Below are 18,473 nucleotides of genomic sequence, written 5' to 3' on the forward strand. Positions count from 1 at the left end.
AACTCCTGGGTCTCCTCCAGCTTACGGCGCAGGATAAAAAATGAACGGAACAATCAGGCAGCCGAAAAGGAACGGAATACGCCAGCCCCAGTCGCTGATAGCGCTCGGCTCCAGTACCGCGTTGAGGGCAAAGCCCATCGCGGCTGCCACCATGATGGCAACCTGCTGACTGCCCGACTGCCAGCTGGTGTAAAAGCCTTTGCGGCCCGAGGTGGCGATCTCGGCCAGATAGACCGACACCCCGCCCAGCTCGGCGCCTGCGGAAAAGCCCTGCAGCAGACGGCCGATCAGCACCAGCAGCGGCGCCCACAGGCCAATGGTCTGATAAGAGGGGATCAGCACGATCAGGAAGGTGCCGGTGGCCATGATCGACAGGGTGACGATCAGCCCCTTGCGCCGCCCCACCTTGTCGATATAGGCGCCAAGTACGATAGCGCCGATGGGGCGCATCAAAAAGCCGGCGCCAAAGACTGCGAAGGTCATCATCAGCGAGGCGAATTCACTGCTCGCCGGAAAAAAGGTATGGGCGATGTAGGTGGCATAAAACCCGAACAGAAAAAAGTCGAACTGTTCGAGAAAGTTACCGGACGTGACGCGCAGAATGGCGCCGATCCGGTCACGGGTACTCATCTGTGAGGTTGTTGAATGCATGCAGGTCTCCAGTTTGTTATCCACGCGTTGTCGCGCGCCTGTCGCTGAAGACTGAAACAGAACCGGGAACGAAATAAGCGTAATAAACGCATCCACTAATGCATTTTACGCATGAATAACATTTAACTAATTAACATTACTTTTACATACAATCATTTAACACACACCATCCTAACCACGCCGCGGGTGACGGCGAAAAAGTCAGTTTTCCGTTTTGTGACCGGGGCCAGGATATGTCGCCGTGGGTTGAAGGCATAAAACCTGGCCTGGGGTAACGAAATACCCTGCCGGCTGGAAAGCGCGTCAGGAAGCGGTGGACTCCCCCACCAGCGTCTGCAACAGGGAGATAAGCCAGCGGGTAGCCTCGCGTTTCCCGCTGCGTTGGTGGGCGTAAATCTTGACGTCAAACGGCGGAACCGGAAACGGCAGCGGGAAAATGGTCAGCCGGGCGGCGCGGGCCATCGTCTCCGCCGCCCGCCGGGGCAGCGCCATCAACAGGTCGCTCTGCTCAATAATAAAGGGCGCGCTCAGCATCGAGGGGGTTTTCATCGCCACCTGCCGCGAATAGCCCTGTCGCTCCAGCTCACAGTCCAGCACCCCCTGCCGCTCATTCCACGGGGTCACCACCAGATGACGGGCCGCAAGGTAGGCGTCCAGGGTCAGCGCCGTCCGGTTGGCCTGGCTGATGACCACATATTCGTCCCGCAGCCAGTTAATCTCCTCAAGATCGGGATGGGCTGGCTCGTCAGGGGTATTGAACCCGAGGGCCAGGTCGACCTCGCCCGCCAGCAGCTCGGTCAGCGCCGGGCTGTGGGGCAGATAACGGAGCTCAAACCGCAGCCCGGGCGCCTCACGCTGCAGGTGATGCATCAGCGTCGGAAAGACGCAGAACGCGGTGAAATCGGTGATCGCAATCTGCATGCAGTCGGTGCTGGCGGCCGGCACAAACGCCGCCGGCGGCGTCAGCTCCTGGTTGAGAAACTTCAGCGCCGAAGCGATAGAGGGCGCCAGCTGGCTGGCATAGACGCTGGGGCACATCCGGTGGCCTTCGCGGTAGAACAGCGGATCGTTGAGGGCGCTGCGCAGCCGGGAAAGCGCATGGCTCAGCGCCGAGGTGCTCATCGCCAGCTCTTCCGCCGCCAGGCGTACCGAGCGGGAGCGATAGACCGCGTCAAAGACCGGCAACAGGTTGAGGTCAATCCGGCGCAGGACAGGATGCATAATATTCATCGTTTGCTGATTTCATTGCACTTAATTCTTTTCACAATACCGCTTATCCTCAGGGTCAGCAATTTTGCTCTCTTTTGACTATGGATACAGGACACCCCATGAGCATCACAATCCGCCAGGCCACCCCGGACGACGCCACCGCTATCTACGACATGATTTATGAACTCGCGGTCTACGAGAAAGCCCCCGAAGAGGTAGTGACGACGCCAGAGGAGATCAGAGAGACGCTGTTTGCCAGCGGCAGCAAAACCGAAGCGCTGATCTGCGAGGTGGCGGGCAAAGCGGTGGGCTACGCGGTGTTCTTCACCAGCTACTCCACCTGGCTTGGACGCAATGGTATCTATATGGAGGATCTGTACGTCACCCCCGACTATCGCGGGATCGGCGCCGGAAAAGCGCTGCTGAAAACCATCGCGCAATATGCTGTACAACGTCAGTGCGGGCGTCTGGAGTGGAGCGTGCTCGACTGGAACCAGCCGGCGATTGATTTCTATCTGAGCATTGGCGCGCAGCCGCAGGATGAGTGGGTGCGTTATCGCCTCACTGGCGATGCGCTGCGGGCCTTTGCGGAGTAAAGCGGCTCGCCAGCAGGTCGGCGCCAGGCGTCGACCTGCTGGCCGCGGATCAGGCTTCGACCGCGCTCTTCTGCAGCTGCGGACCGGCCAGCGCCAGACGCGCGCCCGCTTCGGTATCGCTGTACTGCTTGAAGTTATCCATAAACAGCTGAGCCAGGCTCTCGGCCTTCTCCTGCCATTTATCCGCTGAACTCCAGCCATTACGCGGATCCAGCACCGCGCTGTCTACCCCTGGAATGCTCTGCGGGATCGCAAGACCGAACACCGGGATGGTCTCCTCGCGCAGCGGGCCGGTAGTGCCGTTGAGGATCGCGCTAATGATGCTGCGGGTATCGCGCAGCGACAGGCGTTTGCCCTCGCCGTTCCAGCCGGTGTTGACCAGCCAGGCTTCGGCACCGGATTCCGCCATCTTCGCCGCCAGGACGCTGGCGTACTGGGTCGGGTGAAGCAGCAGGAACGCCGCGCCATAGCAGGCGGAGAAGGTCGGCGTCGGCTGGGTAATGCCGCGCTCGGTACCCGCCAGCTTCGAGGTGAAACCCGACAGGAAATGGTACTGCATCTGCTCGGTGGTCAGACGGGAGACCGGCGGCAGGACGCCAAACGCATCGGCGGCAAGGAAAATCACCTTCGACGGATGGCCCGCGCGGGACACCGGCTTGACGATATTGTCGATATGCGACAGCGGATAGGAGACGCGGGTGTTTTCGGTTTTGCTGCCGTCGGCATAATCCACGCTGCCGTCAGCGCGCACTACCACGTTTTCCAGCAGCGCATTGCGGCGGATGGCGCCATAAATCTCCGGCTCCGCCTGCGGATCGAGATTGATGGTCTTAGCGTAGCAGCCGCCTTCGAAGTTAAACACGCCGTCATCGTCCCAACCGTGCTCATCATCGCCAATCAGCTGACGATGCGGATCGGTCGACAGGGTGGTTTTCCCGGTCCCGGAGAGGCCGAAGAACAGCGCCACGTCCCCTGCTTCGCCACGGTTGGCCGAGCAGTGCATCGACGCGATGCCTTTCTGCGGCAGCAGGTAGTTCATGACCGAGAACAGCCCTTTCTTCATTTCGCCGCCGTACCAGGTACCGCCGATGAGCTGAATACGCTCGCTCAGATTAAAGGCGACAAAGTTCTCGGAGTTCATCCCCTGCGCCTGCCAGTTGGCATTGGTGCAGCCCGCGCCGTTGAGCACCACGAAGTCTGGCGTAAAGCTGGCCAGCTCGTCGGCGCTTGGCACGATGAACATGTTTTTGACAAAGTGGGCCTGCCACGCCACCTCGGTGACGAAGCGTACGCCAAGACGGGTGTCCGGGCTGGCGCCGCACCAGGCGTCGATGACGTACAGTTTTTTGCCGCTCAGCTGGCCCGCGACCAGGCTTTTCAGGCTACGCCACACGTCTGGCGATAACGGCTTATTGTCATTACGGCCGAGGCCGGAGTCTGCCCACCAGACGGTGTCGCGAGTCTGTTCGTCGCGGACGATGTATTTATCGCGCGGCGAACGGCCGGTGAAGATCCCGGTATCAACAGCCACAGCGCCAGAGTCGGTCATCACGCCGCGGGCCGCGCCGGTCAGCTCAGGAGAGGTTTCATGTGCAATAAGCAAATCGTAATCAGGGTTGTAAAAGAATTCGCCGCTTGCATTAATCCCCAGCTCCTGCAGAGCCATTTTTACTGATTCAATTTGTTGTGACATGGAACTCCTGACAAACTATTTAAGGTAAGAGGCCTGGGTTATTCATTGCTTTCGTCATCGTCGCCGGCTATTTAATAAGATAAGTCCTGGACAATGAAATAAAGCAATAAATAACCGTGAGTCGCGATTTCATATCGTGCTCATGTAGGGTCGCCGATATGCATTCATAAATCTCAACTTTCCAAAAAATGTTAACACCTGTCGATAATTATGTTAATTGCATAGTTTCTATGCGCTATGCTAAAATTGCATAGCCTTTATTGCGTTTTTGAGGACTGGATCGGTGTTGGCAAATCTGGAAGTAAAATGGCTGTATGATGTGATTGCCCTTGAGGAGTCGCGCAGCTTTACCCTGGCGGCCAAAGCCCGCAACATCTCTCAGTCCTCGTTCAGCCGACGCATCCAGTCGCTGGAGGCCTCCCTCGGATTCAGCATCTTCGATCGTAGCGCCAACCCCCTGCAGCTGACCAACCGCGGGAAAATTTTTGTCGGCTATGCGCGAAATATGCTCGATGACATGGATTTTCAGATCAGCCGTATTAAAGGCTTAAATAACACTACCCAGAAAATAAGAATCGACGCCGCCCCTTCGCTGTCGGTGTTATTACTGCCGGAGATCATCGCCGGTTACACCGACCGTAAAAATAAGACTTTTCATGTTGAATCGATTAACGTCAACGACGCCGTATTTAACCTGAAAGAGGGAAAAAGCGATTTTATCCTCTCCTTCTATAATGAAGAATTAATGAACTATCCGTTTATTAATCATAAAATTTTTGATTCTTACCTGCACCTGGTCTCCCCCTGCGACGAACATGGCCGCCCGCTGTTTCATTTACATCGCGGCGTGCTGCCGCTGATGAAATACGCCAACGACAGCTATATGGGGCGCCAGGTGAACCAGGTCATCGACCGTACGCCGGAGATCACCTTCTCCCTTACGTTTGTCTCTTCCATGAGCGAGCTGCTCAAGCGCATGATCCTCAATGGCGACGGCGTGGGCTGGCTACCGCAGTACTCCATTCAGCGCGAGCTGGACGAAGGCCGGCTGACGATCCTCGATGAGAGCCTGTCGCTGCCGATCGGCGCCTGGCTCTACCGCTCCGGCTCGCGGCTTAACCAGGCCGCCGAACGTTTCTGGCAGCACATTAAAACCCGTAACGAACTGCGGGAATAACCCCCTCAGCCGCTGATCCCCAGATATGCCTTACGCACCTCCGGGTCGTTGAGCAGCGTCTGGCCGCTACCACTCAGGCGGATCTGGCCGTTCACCATCACGTAGGCGCGGTCCGACAGGTTGAGGGCATGGCGGGCATTCTGCTCCACCAGAAACAGCGTCATCCCCTGGGCCGTCAGCTCGCGCAGGATCTGAAAAATCTGCTTCACCACCAGCGGCGCCAGCCCCAGGCTCGGCTCATCCAGCAGCAGCAGGCGCGGTCGGCTCATCAGCGCCCGGGCGATGGCCAGCATCTGCTGCTCGCCGCCGGAGAGGGTCATCGCCCGCTGTCCCCGCCGCTCTTCCAGCCGGGGGAACAGCTGGTACATTCGCGCCTTGTCCTCGGCCTGATAGCGGTTGCCAATGGCAATGGTCCCCATCAGCAGATTCTCCTCGACGGTCATATCGGGAAAGATGCGCCGCCCTTCCGGGGCCTGGGCGATGCCGTTGCTGGCGATAAAGTGGGTCGACTTCCGGCTGATCGCCTCCCCGCGATAGAAAATCTCCCCGCCGGCAATGCGCGGCTGGCCGAAGACCGACATCAGCAGCGTTGATTTACCGGCGCCGTTGGCGCCGATCAGCGCCACCGTCTCCCCCTCGTTGACGGTGAGGGAGACCTGCTTCAGGGCCTGGATCGGCCCGTAGAAGACATCCACCTCATTAAAGGTAAGCAAAGGCTGGCTCATCGGCGCGTCTCCTCTTCCTCAGCGCCTAGATAGGCGGCAATCACGCTGGCGTTGGCCTGGATCGCCTGCGGCGCGCCGCGGGCGATGACGTCCCCGTGATCGAGGACGATGATATGATCCGAAATCTCCATCACCATCCCCATATCATGCTCGATCAGTAGCACCGTGATGCCGTGCTGCTGGCGCAGAAAGCGAATAATCCGGCTCAGCGCCTGGGTTTCCACCGGGTTGAGACCGGCGGCCGGCTCGTCCAGACAGATCATCTCCGGACGGGTGCACATGGCGCGGGCGATCTCCAGCCGCCGCTGCTGTCCGTAGGAGAGGGTCCCCGCCAGACGGTTGGCGCAGTCCACCATCTCCACCACCTCCAGCCAGTAAAAAGCGCGATCCAGCGCCTGACTCTCCGCCTGCCGATACCCACGGGTATTGAGGATCCCGGCCAGCAGATGGCGGTTGACCTGGGTATGCTGGGCCACCAGCAGGTTCTCGATCACCGACATCTCGCGGAATAAACGTATATTCTGGAAGGTGCGCGCCAGGCCAGCGCGGTTCACCAGATGGGTGCCACCGAACATCTTGTAATAGATCCGCCTCCCCAGCTGCGCCGGGTGGAGAAAATCGTCCGGGTGAAGCTTCTGCCCCAGCACCTGAATAACATCGGTGACCTTTTCCCGCGCCCGCAGCACGATACTGCCCCCCGTCGCCCGATAAAAACCGGTCAGGCAGTTAAACACCGTGGTCTTGCCCGCGCCGTTGGGGCCTATCAGGGCGGTGATCGACCCCCGCTCCACCTCCAGATTGACATCATTCAGCGCTTTGATGCCACCGAAATGCATCATCAGATGCTCAACGCGTAAGATGCTGTCGGTCATGGCGCGACTCCTTTTCGCAACGCAACCCCGCTGCGGCTGGTGCGCACCAGGCCGCGCGGCCGCCAGATCATCATCATCACCATCAGCACGCCGAACAGCAGCACCCGATATTCGTCAAAACCGCGCAGCAGCTCCGGGGTGACCGTCAGAACAAACGCCGCCAGTACCACTCCCAGGGTGGACCCCATTCCCCCGAGCACCACAATCGCCAGGATCAGCGCCGACTCAAAAAAGGTGAACGACGTCGGGTTAACAAACCCCTGATAGCTGGCGAAGAACACCCCGGCGATGCCGGCCGTCGACGCGCCGAGCATAAACGCCGAGAGCTTCACCAGCACGTGGTTGAGCCCCATCGCCCGACAGGCGATCTCATCCTCGCGCAGCGCCTCCCAGGCGCGGCCGATGGGCATCCGCGTCAGGCGATGCTTCACCAGCAGCACCAGCATCACCACCAGACACAGCACGGCGTAGAGAAAGATGAATTTCAGGTTGGGGTTGTAGCTGACGTGGAAAAACTCATGGATGGGGATGCCGCCATCTTTCGCCCGGCGGGTAAACTCGAGGCCAAACAGCGTGGGGGATGGTACCGGTACGCCGTTAGGGCCGCCGGTGAAGCTCACCCAGTTGTTGAGCACCAGGCGGATAATTTCGCCAAAGCCGAGGGTGACGATGGCCAGATAGTCGCCATGCATACGCAGCACCGGAAAGCCCAGCAACGCCCCGGCGAGAGCCGCCATCACCGCCCCCAGCGGCAGCATCGCCCAGAAGCCAAGTCCCAGGTACTGGTAGCCCAGCGCCAGGCCGTAGGCGCCGATGGCGTAAAACGCCACATAGCCCAGATCGAGCAGGCCCGCGAGGCCCACCACAATATTCAACCCCAGGCCAAGCAGAACGTAGATCAGCCCAAGAATGGCCACGGTCAGCAGATATTTGTGGCGAGAAACGGAAAGACAATGGCCAGCCCCACCAGCAGCGGTATTATCCAGCGCAGCCGCGAGCGGTAGCCCGGCGGCCGGACGTACACCCCGTCATCCGCCCCCTCAAAGCGGGCAATAAAGGCTTTTCCCCTGTGGCTCTGCAGCAGCAGACTGAGCGCCAGCCTGCCGGCCATCACCACCGCCACCAGAATCGCCACCCGCGCAGGCGCGAGGGTAAAACCATACCCTTTGAGCACCACGCCGACGATCGGGCCAAAGACAATTAACGCGCAAAGGCCGGCCAGTACGCTGTCGATCAGCGCGTTTTGGATAGCCCGCGCAGGCTGGCGCGTAATTTCACCCATAAAGCCTCCTTAGACCTTGGCCACCAGCGGACGTCCCAGCAGCCCCTGCGGGCGAAAAATCAGGATCGCCACCAGCAGCGCAAAGGAAAAGACATCTTTGTAATCCGAATTCACCAGCCCGGCGAACTGGGCTTCGGCCACCCCAAGCAGCAGACCACCCAGCATCGCGCCAGGCAGCGAGCCGATCCCGCCCAGCACCGCGGCGGTGAAGGCTTTGATGCCGATAATAAATCCGATATAGAAGTCGAAGGTGCCGTAGTTCATGGTCACCAGCACGCCGGCCAGACCGGCCATCGCCGCGCCGATGACAAACACCAGGGAGATCACCCGGTCGGTATTGATGCCAAGGATCGCCGCCATGCGCCGGTCCTGCTGGGTGGCGCGGCAGATGCGCCCCAGCCGGGTATACTGAATAATCCAGGTCAGGATAAGCATCCCCACCAGCGCCGCGACGAGAATAAACACCTTGGTCCAGGTGATCTGCACTACCCCATCGCCCACCGTCATGCGCAACGCGCCGCTAAGCAGCGTCGGGATCCCCTGCTGGTTCGGCCCCTGGCTCAGCTGGACATAGTTCTGCAGGATCAGCGACATCCCGATAGTCGAGATCAGCGGCGCCAGCCGCGTCGAGTTGCGCAGCGGCCGGTAGGCGATGCGCTCGATCGCCCAGCCGTATACGCCGGTGACCACGATGGTGAACACCAGGGTGGCGAAAATCAGCAGCGGAAAGGAGTGGATCCCGAAGAAAGAGAGCAGCGCCAGGCCGATGGCGCACAGGTAGGCGGAGACCATATACACCTCGCCGTGGGCGAAGTTGATCATGCCGATGATCCCATACACCATGGTGTAGCCGATGGCGATTAAGCCGTACACTGCGCCCAGCGTCAGCCCATTGATCAGTTGTTGCAGAAAAAACGCCGTCATAGCCCCTCCAGCCGCCAGGCAGACGGCCGCCGGGTTCCGTTCCCGGTCAACCGCCGTCATGTGACAATTCGCAAGTCAAAAGGACAGAGCGTCCTCAGGTCGTGGCCGATCAGAGCTGGTGATATTTGCCCTTGTCGTCCCACTGATAGACCACGTAGTCGGACACCTTGAGGTCGCCTTTGCCATCCCAGGCTTTCTTGCCCATCACCGTCTCGACGTCGTGGCTCTTCAGCCAGTCGCTGGCTTTGGCGTTATCGGTACCGACGGCGTTCCAGGCCGCGGCGATAGCCTGAATGGAGGCGTAGGCGTAGAGGGTATAACCTTCCGGCTCAAAGCCGCTGGCGCGGAACTTCTCGATCACCGCTTTGCCGTCCGGGAGGGTGCGCGGATCCTGACCAAAGGTCATCAGCACGCCGTTGGTGAACTGCGGCCCGCCGGCGGCCGTGACCAGCTCCTCGGTGACGATACAGTCGCCGGAGAAGAATTTGGCCTGCACCCCCTGCTCGCGCATCTGGCGCACCAGCGGGCCCGCTTCCGGATGGCAGCCGCCAAAGTAGACCACGTCCGGCTTGAGGGCGCCGATCTTGGTCACCAGGGCGTTAAAGTCTTTTTCACCGCGGGAAAGGCCTTCGTACAACACTTCTTTGGTACCCCGCTTCGCCAGCGCCGCGCGGGTGGCATCGGCCAGCCCCTGACCATAGGTGTCTTTATCGTGGATGACGGCGATTTTCTTCGCCTTCAGCACGTCCAGCATATAGTTGGCGGCGATCGCCCCCTGCTGATCGTCACGACCACACATGCGGAAGAGATCTTTCATGCCGCGCTCGGTGATCTGCGGGTTGGTCGAGCCGGGGGTAATGGTCAGGATCCCGGCTTCGTCATATACCTCGGAGGCCGGCATCGTTGAGGAAGAGCAAAAGTGCCCCACCACGGCGGAGACTTTCGCTTCATCCACCAGCCGGTTGGCCACCGCCACCGCCTGCTTCGGTTCGCACGCGTCATCCCCCTGCACCAGCACAATCTTTTCGCCTTTGATGCCGCCGGCGGCATTGATATCAGCCACCGCCTGCGAGGCCCCCTTCCAGTACTGGGCGCCGTAGGTGGCGTTGGGGCCGGTAAAGGGCCCGGCGACGCCGATCTTCACGTCTGCCTGGGCGTAAAAGGCCATGCTCATACAACCTGCTATCACAACATGAAGCGTCATTGTTTTCAGTTTCAAAGACATTCGGATATTCCTCAGCGATGTAAAGCCTGGCGTCATGGAATGACGCAGAAAATATCACTTACCGTGTGGTGCCGACGTTGGCGCAGCGCCAGGACGGCCAGGGTGGAAGAAGCAAAAATCCCGCCAGGAAGGAGTGGAACACCGGAGAACAGTCGCCCCGGTCGGTACGCACGCGACGGCAACCCGTGCCGCATCCGGCAAGGGCGCATTCCCTTTCAGGTCAGGAGATCGGTTGCCATCACGTGGCGAGCCGGACAACGCGGTATCCGTACCGGCCCGTGAGCTAAACATAGATGCAGTTAGCGGTCGCTGCGCGCCGGCGTGGTGCAAAAATGCGAATATGATCAACAGTGGTGATTTTTTTGTTGCGGTAATGTGAAGATGATAACAGGAGAGCCCGTAAAGGCTCTCCTGTGACCCGGTGGCCGCTCAGAGTTGGCTGGTGAACGTTCGGGAGATCACATCCTGCTGCTGTTCGCGGGTCAGCGCGTTAAAGCGGACCGCATAGCCGGAGACGCGGATCGTCAGATTCGGATACTGCTCCGGGTGTTCTATCGCATCGAGCAGCTTTTCCCGGTTCAGCACATTGACGTTGAGATGCTGTCCCCCCTCCACCGTCTCCTCGTGGTGGAAGTAGCCATCCAGCAGGCCCACCAGGTTGTTTTCCTGAGCTGACGGGGCTTTGCCGAGCGCCGCCGGCACGATGGAGAAGGTATACGAGATGCCATCTTTGGCGTAGGTAAACGGCAGTTTCGCCACCGAGGTCAGCGACGCCACCGCCCCTTTCCGGTCGCGGCCATGCATCGGATTGGCCCCCGGAGCGAACGGCGTCCCCGCCCGACGTCCGTCCGGGGTGTTGCCGGTTTTCTGGCCGTATACCACGTTGGAGGTGATGGTCAGGATCGACTGGGTCGGCACCGCCTGACGCCAGGTGGGGAGCGCCTGAATTTTGCGCATAAAGCGCTCCACCAGGTCGCAGGCGATGGCATCAACCCGATCGTCGTTGTTGCCGTACTGCGGATAGTCGCCTTCAATGACAAAGTCCACCGCCAGCCCGTGGTGATCGCGCACCGGCTTCACCCGGGCGTACTTTATCGCCGACAACGAATCCGCCGCCACCGACAGGCCGGCGATGCCGCAGGCCATCGTGCGGTAGACGTCGCGGTCGTGCAGGGCCATCAGCGCCGCCTCGTAGCTGTACTTATCATGCATGCAATGGATGATGTTCAGCGCGCTGATGTACTGCACCGCCAGCCAGTCCATAAAGTGGTCGAGGCTGGCCATCACGGTGTCGTAGTCCAGCACCTCATCACGCAGAGGGTCGGTTTTCGGCCCCACCTGGATCTTCAGTTTCTCATCCACCCCGCCGTTAATCGCGTAGAGCAGCGTTTTGGCGAGATTGGCGCGGGCGCCGAAGAACTGCATCTGCTTGCCGATCACCATCGGGCTGACGCAGCAGGCGATGGCGTAGTCGTCGCTGTGAAATCGCTGCGCATCAGATCGTCGTTCTCATACTGCAGCGACGAGGTGGCGATAGAGACCCGGGCGGCATATTTTTTAAACGCCGCCGGCAGCGCTTGCGACCAGAGCACGGTCAGGTTCGGCTCCGGCGCCGGGCCCATGGTGTGCAGAGTATGCAGATAGCGGAAGGTGGTTTTGCTGACCAGGGTGCGACCATCCAGCCCCATGCCGCCCAGCACCTCCGTCGCCCAGATGGGATCCCCGGAGAACAGCGAATCAAATTCCGGGGTGCGCAGGAAACGCACCATGCGGATCTTCATGATGAAGTGATCAATGAGCTCCTGGGCCTGCTCCTCATTCAATAAACCGGCGCGCAGATCGCGTTCGATATAGATGTCGAGGAAGGTGGCCGTGCGCCCCAGCGACATGGCGCCGCCGTTCTGCGACTTCACCGCCGCCAGGTAGGCGAAGTAGAGCCACTGCACCGCCTCCCGGGCAGTGCGCGCCGGGTGAGAGATATCGCAGCCGTAGCGGGCCGCCATCTCCTGCATCTGCAGCAGCGCGCGCCGCTGTTCGGCCAGCTCTTCGCGCAGGCGCAGGGTGGCCTCCAGCGCCTCGCCGCGCTCAAGGGCCGGCTGCAGGTCGGCAAACTGCAGCTCACGTTCGCGGACCAGATAGCGAATGCCGTACAGCGCCACGCGGCGGTAATCGCCGATGATCCGTCCGCGGCCATAGCCGTCCGGTAGCCCGGTCAGCACCCCGGATTTGCGGCAGCGCAGCATATCCGGGGAATAGACGTCAAAAACGCCCTGATTGTGGGTCTTACGCAGCGCCGTAAACTGATACTCAAAGTCAGGATCCATTTCGCGACCATAGGCCTCGAAGGCGCTTTTGATCATCTTGATGCCGCCAAAAGGATGCAGGGCGCGCTTCAGCGGCTGGTCCGTTTGCAGGCCGACGATCTTTTCCAGCGGCTGGTTGATATAGCCCGCCGCGTGGGCGGTGATGGAGGTGGCGACATTGGTGTCGAAATCCACCGGCGCATGGGTGGCGTTCTCGACGCGGATCCCGGCCATCACCTGCTCCCAGAGGGCGGTGGTCGCTGGCGTCGCGTCGGCGAGGAAAGACTCATCGCCCTCGTAAGGGGTGTAGTTATGCTGAATAAAGTCGCGAACGTCGATCTGCGTTTGCCACGCCGTACCGCGAAAGCCCAGCCAGGCGTCAGCGTATCGTACATCCTGGGTATCGATATCTACTTTCATGAACATCGTCTCTCTACAGAATAAAAAGTCAGGCCAGCGCCGCCGCGGTGTGGATCCGGCCTAAGCGGATCGCATCGAGGGCAATCATGCGCTCTTCATTGGTAGGAATAACCGCGCAGCGCACCCGGCTGCCGTCGGCGGAGATCAGGCGCTCGCCGGCCGAATTGGGCTGCTGATTGCGGGCGGCGTCCATCGCAAGGCCAAAGACCGTCAGCCGCTCGCTCACCAGCCGACGGATCAGCACCGAGTTCTCGCCAATCCCGCCGGTGAAAATAATGCCGTCGAGACGCTGCAGCGCCGCGGCGTGGCCGGCAATATGGCGGGCGATACGATGGACAAAGGTTTTAATCGCCAGGCGGGCGCGGGCATGGCCCTCATGCCACGCCTGCTCCAGCACCCGCAGGTCGGAGGAAAGACCGGAGATCCCCAGCAGGCCGGAGGCGGTGTTGGCTACCCGCTCCAGGTCGCTGAGGGTCTGCCGGGTTTCCCCGGCAATCCACGCCATGGCGCCGAAGTCGACATCGCCGCTGCGGGTGCCCATCATCAGCCCCTCCAGCGGCGTCATCCCCATCGAGGTGTCCACGCTGCGGCCGTTACGCACCGCGCAGATCGAGGCGCCATTGCCCAGGTGGGCGATCACCAGGCCGCTCTCCTGCTCCGGCAACCCGAGCAGCGCCAGGGCGCGCTGGGACACATAGCGGTGCGAGGTGCCGTGGAAACCGTAGCGGCGTACCCCGAGATTCTGGTAATACTCCCACGGCAGACCATAGAGAAAAGCTTCCGGGGCCAGGGTCTGGTGAAAGCTGGTATCAAAGACCGCCACCTGCATCACCTCCGGGAACAGCCGCTGCGCCGAGGCGATGCCGCTGAGACTGGCGTAGTTATGCAGCGGGGCCAGGGACGATACCTGGCGAATGTTATTGATAACCTCCTCGCTAATAATGACCGACTCGGTGAACAGGTCGCCGCCGTGGGCGACGCGGTGGCCAATCAGGGCCACGCTGTCGATGAGGTCGCGTTGGGCTAATGCTCCGGCAATCGCCTGCAGGGCGCCTTCGTAGCCGCGCTGCGCCAGCGCCACCGGCTCGCCGCCGTTGAGCGAGAGAGACGCCCGTTCCGCGTTGATGCCCTCGGCCACGCCGTTGAGCAGGCAGTCGCAGCTGGCGGCGTCCAGGACGGAAAATTTGATTGACGACGAGCCGCAGTTAATCACCAGTACTACCGGAAATTCAGTCATGTTGTACTCCGCGTGGCCTGAGCCGGATTAGAACAGTTTGTAAACGATGTTGAGGATGGTCAGCAGACCAATGGCGGTCACAAAGAGGTTATCGAGACGGCCACGGTATTTGGCCAGCGAAGGCGCTTTACGAATGGCGTACATCGGCAGCAGGCACAGCAGCGAGGCGATAATCGGCGCGCCCATGGCCTCAATCAGGTCGAGGATATTGGGGTTAGCATAGGCCACCACCCAGGTCGAGCCCATGATGAACACCATGCTCAGGGTATTGAGCTTGCCGCTGGAGACCCGGGTTTTATCCCCTTTATAGCCAAAGCGCAGGATCAGACCGTTCAGCCCCTCGAGCGTGCCGAGATAGTGGCCGAAAAACGATTTGAAGATGGCCACCAGGGCGATGATCGACGCGCCATACTCCAGCAGGGTGGCAAAGGTGGATTTGGTGCCCGACATCGAGGCAAAGTGGTTCGCCAGATAGGAGAGCACCGGGATATTCTGCGCCTTGGCGTCCGCCATGTTCTGCGGTGAGAGGGTAAACAGGCAGCTGAAGGCGAAGAACATCACCACCGCCACCATCAGCATGCTGGCCCGGGAGATGATCTGGGAGCATTTGCGTTCGGTATACTCGCGGCCAAACTGCGCTTCATACTCTTCGCGTTTGGAGACCACAAACGAGGAGACGATCGGCGAGAAGTTGAAGGAGAACACCATGATGGAGATGCCCAGCCATACCGTCACCAGAATGCCGTCGTGACCGGTTAAGGCGATATCGCTGAGGTTGACCTGGTCAATCACCGCGCTATTCCAGTAGGGGATCAGGGACAGGGAGATCACCACCAGGCTGGCGATAAACGGCCACACCAGATAGCTCATCACCTTGACCATCAGGTCTTTACCAAACCAGATGACAAACGCCATCAGCAGCAGCAGGAGCAGCGCCACCACCCCGCGGTTGAGAGCCGGCATCTGCAGCTGGTTCTCCCAGAAAGTCATAAAGGTATTGGTGATCGTGACGCCATAAATCCACAGCAGTGGGCAGATGGCGAAGAAGTACAGAAAGGTGATCACCACCCCGCCGGTTTTGCCAAAATGCTCTTCCACCGTTTCGGTGATATTGCCGGAGGGGTTAGCCCCCGACAGGCATAGCCGGGCCAGGGCCCGATGGCAATAAAAGGCGATGGGATAGGCCAGCACCAGCATCACCAGGATCGGGATCAGCCCGCCGAAGCCGGCGCGGATCGGGAAAAACAGCACCCCGGCGCCGATAGCTGTGCCAAACAGGCCCAGGGTCCAGGTGGTGTCAGATTTACGCCAGGACGAAAGGCTTGTCTGGCTGGATGCAATGCTCTCAGTCGTACTCATATCCTGTCCTCACTTATGTATTGAATTAAGCGTCAACAAAACCGGTAATTTGCGATACCCGGGAGAGATCGATATTGCCCCCGGAAATCAGGCTGACCGTTTTGCGGTTCTGGATATAGCTGTCGAGTTTGCCGCTTAATAACGCGGCGCAGGCTAACGCCCCGGCCCCTTCGGTGATCACTTTATTGCGCTGAATTAAGGCGACCATGCTCTGGCGAATGTCGTCCTCACTCACCAGGACGATGTCATCCACCAGCTGGCGGGCGATTTCATAGGTCAGTTTCCCCGGGCGGGCGACGTCGCAACCATCGGCTAAGGTGCCGGCGTGGCGATGGCTGGTGATTTCCCCGGCATACCAGGAGGCGGCCATGCCGTGAACATTCTCCGACTGCACGCCGATAATGCGGATTGTCGGGTTAATGGATTTAATCGCAATCGCGATACCGGCAATTAAGCCGCCGCCGCCAATGGGCACGATGACATTATCCACGTCATACAGATCTTCTAATATTTCGAGTCCAATCGTCCCCTGCCCGGCGATAACCTGCGGGTCGTCATAGGGGGGAATAAAAATGCGGCCCTCAAGTTCAACAATATCGCTGGCTTTGGCGAGGGTATCGTTAAAGTTATCGCCATGTAGCACCACTTCCGCCGAATAATCACAGGTGGCGGCAACTTTCGATTTCGGCGCCCCTTTCGGCATCACTACTTTCCCGTCAATGCCGAGCATGGCGCAGGAGAGCGAGACGCCCTGGGCGTGGTTGCCCGCTGAGCAGGCCACCACCCCTTTGCGTTTTTCCGCCGCGGTTAAACCGCACAGTTTATTAAAGGCGCCGCGAATTTTAAATGAACCCGTGCGCTGCATATTTTCGAATTTAAGAAATATTTCGCCCTGGCAGCGCTCGCTAAAATAATTCGAACGGGGCATGCCTGTTTTATATATTTTTCCCGCGAGGCGTTGTTTCGCTTCGAGAATATCGTCAATAGATACCGGAAGATCGTAGGTAATATGCATTATGGCCTCTGTATCTTAATATAAAGTCAATGACCGGGCGTCATCCTGCTGATAACAGCGAGGACGTGTGTTGGATTATTTAACGACTTTCAGTTACGCAATAATTTGTAATGGCTGCCAGTGGCGGTTGCCCTGCCCCGAGGAATAGTGTTTCGCCATCTCCACCAGCGACGCCGCGGCGGTTTTTAACCGGTAATTTTTCGACCATACCGCCGCATAGCGCGCCACCGGCAAGGCCTCTTTAATGGGGATGGTGACAAACTGGCTCGAGCCAAACGGCGTGGTCATGTCGCAGGGGATCACCGTCAGAAAATCGGCATTGAGCACCAGGTTATAGATCGTCACCACCGAATCGGTATTAACGATATTTTCACGGCGGATACCGCTGCGCTGCAGGGTGGTCAGCAGTTCGCTGTAGTAGCCCATATTGGTCTCCGGCAGCACCCACTGCTCGTGCTGGAGCGAGGCCAGGCGGACGGTGCCGTTGCCGATCCGCGCCCGGTTCGCCACCAGCACAAACTCAGACTCAAACAGCGGCTCGACGTGCAGGTCCTGCAGTTTCATCTCATCGCTCAGCGTCCCGATGGCGAAGTCGAGGCGCCCGTCGCGGATTGCCGGCAAAAAGGCGGAGAGCTGCGCCTCATACATCGAGACCCGCGCCTTGGGGAAAGTCATTTTAAACTGATGCACCATCTCCGACATAAAGGTAAACCCGACCAGCGAAGGGAAACCAAAGGAGACATCCACCACCGCGCTGTTGGTCAGAGCATTCATTTCATTGACCATATTTTTCATTTCACGGGTGATCGCTTCTGACCAGTTGAGAAATACCTGCCCGGCCTCGGTGAGCGAGACGCCGGTATTTCGCCGGACGATTAATTCGCTGCCAAAATAACTCTCCATGTCGCCAATAATTTTACTGACCGCCGGCTGAGTGAGTCCTAACGCTTTTGCTCCGGCCCCGATTGACCCGCTGCGGATCACTTCCTGGAAAACTACCAGATGCTGTGTTTTAGGCAGAGAAAAAGTATTCATCGCGTCTCACTTTCATTCCTTTGTTGACGGCGGAAAGTGTAACAAATCGCAATTGCCGGGTTATGTGAGAGCTCTCACAAAGGCTCCGCGCGGCGGATAAGCAGGATCCACGAGCCAGAATAAGCAAATTAAAATCAATACATTACAAGCATCATGAACGCTATTTGCGCGCCTTTTGCCGTGGCCGAATGCGGGGATAAAAATAATTGATGGCGATAACATCGACGGCGAAATGGCGATAAAAAATACGTCTTTTGTACGTTATTCGACCCGCGCTATCAGGTTGAGAAGAAAGCCGAAAATTAAATTAATGCTGTAAAGAATAAAAAGCAGACGTAATAAACGCCATTATTTAACGACAAGCCGGTCGGGCATCACATTTTATCCCCGGCGGTTGGGGAAAATGCACGGTCATTATTTACACCAAAGAAACATTAAATTCACAATTTTTCTTTTGGGTCGCGATAGGCAGCGATCTTTTTTCCGCCATAGCGCAGTTGGTCATACTTTGATTAAAATCAACCCTGGTAATTTATCTTTTACGACGGCCATTGGAGAGTCATTTGTGTTGCCGATCACAAATCCATAAAACAACGACCCGGCCTATCGTGAAGAGATGATCCCGCGGCTGCGCCAGCAGCTTAACGAGCAGCTGATGAGCGACCAGCTGGCTGTCGACCTGCTCTCTTCCTATCTGCGAATGGATCTCAGCGCCCAGCCGTGGGACCAGCCGCTATAGCCCGCCCCGGC

General features: G+C 59.0%; 20 protein-coding genes and 3 other annotated features (1 of these 23 running past the window's edge). Of the genes, 5 read left to right on the plus strand and 15 right to left on the minus strand.

The genetic code is table 11. From position 1 onward, the window contains the following. Window positions 1-747, minus strand: a sequence feature (potential frameshift: common BLAST hit: gi|152970829|ref|YP_001335938.1| major facilitator superfamily permease); it reaches 647 nt to the left of the window's first position. Together KPHS_32860 and KPHS_32870 are read right to left on the minus strand one after the other, a co-directional pair. Further along, on the minus strand, window positions 22-747 hold the full coding sequence (locus KPHS_32860) for a major facilitator superfamily permease (RefSeq protein ID YP_005227586.1): 726 nt from the start codon (window positions 745-747) through the stop codon (window positions 22-24). Its footprint overlaps the feature before it by 726 nt. A gap of 207 nt (window positions 748-954) precedes the next feature. Continuing rightward, the gene (locus KPHS_32870) at window positions 955-1,881 is read right to left on the minus strand and encodes a transcriptional regulator LysR (protein ID YP_005227587.1); all 927 of its coding nucleotides are present in this window, start codon (window positions 1,879-1,881) and stop codon (window positions 955-957) included. Window positions 1,882-1,979: 98 nt separating this feature from the next. On the opposite strand from KPHS_32870, the gene KPHS_32880 reads away from it, so the two are divergent. Then, entirely contained in the window at window positions 1,980-2,456 is a 477-nt protein-coding gene (locus KPHS_32880; protein YP_005227588.1) for a putative acetyltransferase, read from the plus strand. A gap of 49 nt (window positions 2,457-2,505) precedes the next feature. Here KPHS_32880 and KPHS_32890 read toward each other — a convergent pair whose 3' ends face one another. Beyond that, window positions 2,506-4,149, minus strand: a complete 1,644-nt coding sequence (locus tag KPHS_32890; RefSeq protein YP_005227589.1) for a phosphoenolpyruvate carboxykinase — start codon at window positions 4,147-4,149, stop codon at window positions 2,506-2,508. A 283-nt stretch (window positions 4,150-4,432) separates the two neighbouring features. Between KPHS_32890 and KPHS_32900 the strand changes: the two genes are divergently transcribed. Then, window positions 4,433-5,326, plus strand: a complete 894-nt coding sequence (locus KPHS_32900; protein YP_005227590.1) for a LysR family transcriptional regulator — start codon at window positions 4,433-4,435, stop codon at window positions 5,324-5,326. 5 nt (window positions 5,327-5,331) lie between these two features. Here KPHS_32900 and KPHS_32910 read toward each other — a convergent pair whose 3' ends face one another. From KPHS_32910 to KPHS_32960, 6 genes are all read right to left on the minus strand, one after another. After that, window positions 5,332-6,051, minus strand: a complete 720-nt coding sequence (locus KPHS_32910) for an ATP-binding component of leucine transport (protein YP_005227591.1) — start codon at window positions 6,049-6,051, stop codon at window positions 5,332-5,334. Continuing rightward, on the minus strand, window positions 6,048-6,923 hold the full coding sequence (locus KPHS_32920; RefSeq protein ID YP_005227592.1) for an ATP-binding component of high-affinity branched-chain amino acid transport system: 876 nt from the start codon (window positions 6,921-6,923) through the stop codon (window positions 6,048-6,050). Before KPHS_32920 ends, KPHS_32910 begins: the two co-directional genes overlap by 4 nt. Next, a complete protein-coding gene (locus KPHS_32930; RefSeq protein YP_005227593.1) occupies window positions 6,920-7,840 on the minus strand; it encodes a high-affinity branched-chain amino acid transport in 921 nt (306 codons plus the stop codon). The genes KPHS_32920 and KPHS_32930 overlap by 4 nt, the downstream gene beginning before the upstream one ends. Continuing rightward, window positions 6,920-8,205 (minus strand) — a sequence feature (potential frameshift: common BLAST hit: gi|238895343|ref|YP_002920078.1| ABC-type high-affinity branched-chain amino acid transport system). It overlaps the preceding gene by 921 nt. Continuing rightward, complete coding sequence (locus KPHS_32940; RefSeq protein ID YP_005227594.1) at window positions 7,843-8,205, minus strand: high-affinity branched-chain amino acid transport; 363 nt, start codon at window positions 8,203-8,205, stop codon at window positions 7,843-7,845. (Overlaps the previous feature by 363 nt.) Window positions 8,206-8,214: 9 nt before the next feature. Beyond that, window positions 8,215-9,129: a high-affinity branched-chain amino acid ABC transporter membrane protein gene (locus tag KPHS_32950; RefSeq protein YP_005227595.1), complete on the minus strand. Its 915-nt coding sequence runs from the start codon at window positions 9,127-9,129 to the stop codon at window positions 8,215-8,217. A 109-nt stretch (window positions 9,130-9,238) separates the two neighbouring features. Continuing rightward, window positions 9,239-10,297, minus strand: coding sequence for a high-affinity branched-chain amino acid ABC transporter substrate-binding protein (locus KPHS_32960; protein ID YP_005227596.1), 1,059 nt, complete (start codon window positions 10,295-10,297; stop codon window positions 9,239-9,241). A gap of 289 nt (window positions 10,298-10,586) precedes the next feature. On the opposite strand from KPHS_32960, the gene KPHS_32970 reads away from it, so the two are divergent. Then, window positions 10,587-10,733 carry a hypothetical protein gene (locus KPHS_32970; protein YP_005227597.1) on the plus strand — a complete coding sequence of 49 codons (147 nt, stop codon included), beginning with the start codon at window positions 10,587-10,589 and terminating at the stop codon, window positions 10,731-10,733. A gap of 50 nt (window positions 10,734-10,783) precedes the next feature. Here the strand turns inward: KPHS_32970 and KPHS_32980 are convergent, their stop codons facing one another. The 6 genes from KPHS_32980 to KPHS_33030 form a co-directional block, all read right to left on the minus strand. Further along, window positions 10,784-11,797, minus strand: a complete 1,014-nt coding sequence (locus KPHS_32980) for a putative formate acetyltransferase (protein YP_005227598.1) — start codon at window positions 11,795-11,797, stop codon at window positions 10,784-10,786. Further along, window positions 10,784-13,077 (minus strand) — a sequence feature (potential frameshift: common BLAST hit: gi|288934785|ref|YP_003438844.1| formate acetyltransferase). Its footprint overlaps the gene before it by 1,014 nt. Then, complete coding sequence (locus KPHS_32990) at window positions 11,791-13,077, minus strand: formate C-acetyltransferase (RefSeq protein ID YP_005227599.1); 1,287 nt, start codon at window positions 13,075-13,077, stop codon at window positions 11,791-11,793. (Overlaps the previous feature by 1,287 nt.) The genes KPHS_32980 and KPHS_32990 overlap by 7 nt, the downstream gene beginning before the upstream one ends. A 28-nt stretch (window positions 13,078-13,105) precedes the next feature. Further along, entirely contained in the window at window positions 13,106-14,314 is a 1,209-nt protein-coding gene (locus tag KPHS_33000) for a propionate kinase (RefSeq protein YP_005227600.1), read from the minus strand. A gap of 27 nt (window positions 14,315-14,341) precedes the next feature. Next, window positions 14,342-15,673, minus strand: a complete 1,332-nt coding sequence (locus KPHS_33010) for a threonine/serine transporter TdcC (protein YP_005227601.1) — start codon at window positions 15,671-15,673, stop codon at window positions 14,342-14,344. 25 nt (window positions 15,674-15,698) lie between these two features. Beyond that, entirely contained in the window at window positions 15,699-16,688 is a 990-nt protein-coding gene (locus tag KPHS_33020; protein YP_005227602.1) for a threonine dehydratase, read from the minus strand. Window positions 16,689-16,781: 93 nt separating this feature from the next. Continuing rightward, window positions 16,782-17,723 (minus strand): DNA-binding transcriptional activator TdcA, encoded by a 942-nt coding sequence (locus KPHS_33030; protein YP_005227603.1) that lies wholly within the window; start codon window positions 17,721-17,723, stop codon window positions 16,782-16,784. A gap of 175 nt (window positions 17,724-17,898) precedes the next feature. Between KPHS_33030 and KPHS_33040 the strand changes: the two genes are divergently transcribed. Together KPHS_33040 and KPHS_33050 are read left to right on the plus strand one after the other, a co-directional pair. Then, window positions 17,899-18,042, plus strand: coding sequence for a hypothetical protein (locus KPHS_33040; RefSeq protein ID YP_005227604.1), 144 nt, complete (start codon window positions 17,899-17,901; stop codon window positions 18,040-18,042). 297 nt (window positions 18,043-18,339) lie between these two features. Continuing rightward, a complete protein-coding gene (locus KPHS_33050; RefSeq protein YP_005227605.1) occupies window positions 18,340-18,462 on the plus strand; it encodes a putative nitrilotriacetate monooxygenase in 123 nt (40 codons plus the stop codon). The last annotated feature ends 11 nt before the right edge of the window (window positions 18,463-18,473 follow it).

It is taken from the genome of Klebsiella pneumoniae subsp. pneumoniae HS11286, from assembly GCF_000240185.1.
GTDB lineage: Bacteria > Pseudomonadota > Gammaproteobacteria > Enterobacterales > Enterobacteriaceae > Klebsiella > Klebsiella pneumoniae.

Bases quoted from the DNA above. Each gene is read 5' to 3' on its own strand.
- KPHS_32870 (YP_005227587.1), bottom strand. From the start codon at position 1,881: ATGAATATTATGCATCCTGTCCTGCGCCGGATTGACCTCAACCTGTTG.
- KPHS_32880 (YP_005227588.1), top strand. From the start codon at position 1,980: ATGAGCATCACAATCCGCCAGGCCACCCCGGACGACGCCACCGCTATC.
- KPHS_32890 (YP_005227589.1), bottom strand. From the start codon at position 4,149: ATGTCACAACAAATTGAATCAGTAAAAATGGCTCTGCAGGAGCTGGGG.
- KPHS_32910 (YP_005227591.1), bottom strand. From the start codon at position 6,051: ATGAGCCAGCCTTTGCTTACCTTTAATGAGGTGGATGTCTTCTACGGG.
- KPHS_32920 (YP_005227592.1), bottom strand. From the start codon at position 6,923: ATGACCGACAGCATCTTACGCGTTGAGCATCTGATGATGCATTTCGGT.
- KPHS_32940 (YP_005227594.1), bottom strand. From the start codon at position 8,205: ATGGGTGAAATTACGCGCCAGCCTGCGCGGGCTATCCAAAACGCGCTG.
- KPHS_32950 (YP_005227595.1), bottom strand. From the start codon at position 9,129: ATGACGGCGTTTTTTCTGCAACAACTGATCAATGGGCTGACGCTGGGC.
- KPHS_32960 (YP_005227596.1), bottom strand. From the start codon at position 10,297: ATGGCCTTTTACGCCCAGGCAGACGTGAAGATCGGCGTCGCCGGGCCC.
- KPHS_32980 (YP_005227598.1), bottom strand. From the start codon at position 11,797: ATGGTGATCGGCAAGCAGATGCAGTTCTTCGGCGCCCGCGCCAATCTC.
- KPHS_32990 (YP_005227599.1), bottom strand. From the start codon at position 13,077: ATGAAAGTAGATATCGATACCCAGGATGTACGATACGCTGACGCCTGG.
- KPHS_33000 (YP_005227600.1), bottom strand. From the start codon at position 14,314: ATGACTGAATTTCCGGTAGTACTGGTGATTAACTGCGGCTCGTCGTCA.
- KPHS_33010 (YP_005227601.1), bottom strand. From the start codon at position 15,673: ATGAGTACGACTGAGAGCATTGCATCCAGCCAGACAAGCCTTTCGTCC.
- KPHS_33020 (YP_005227602.1), bottom strand. From the start codon at position 16,688: ATGCATATTACCTACGATCTTCCGGTATCTATTGACGATATTCTCGAA.
- KPHS_33030 (YP_005227603.1), bottom strand. From the start codon at position 17,723: ATGAATACTTTTTCTCTGCCTAAAACACAGCATCTGGTAGTTTTCCAG.
- KPHS_33050 (YP_005227605.1), top strand. From the start codon at position 18,340: ATGATCCCGCGGCTGCGCCAGCAGCTTAACGAGCAGCTGATGAGCGAC.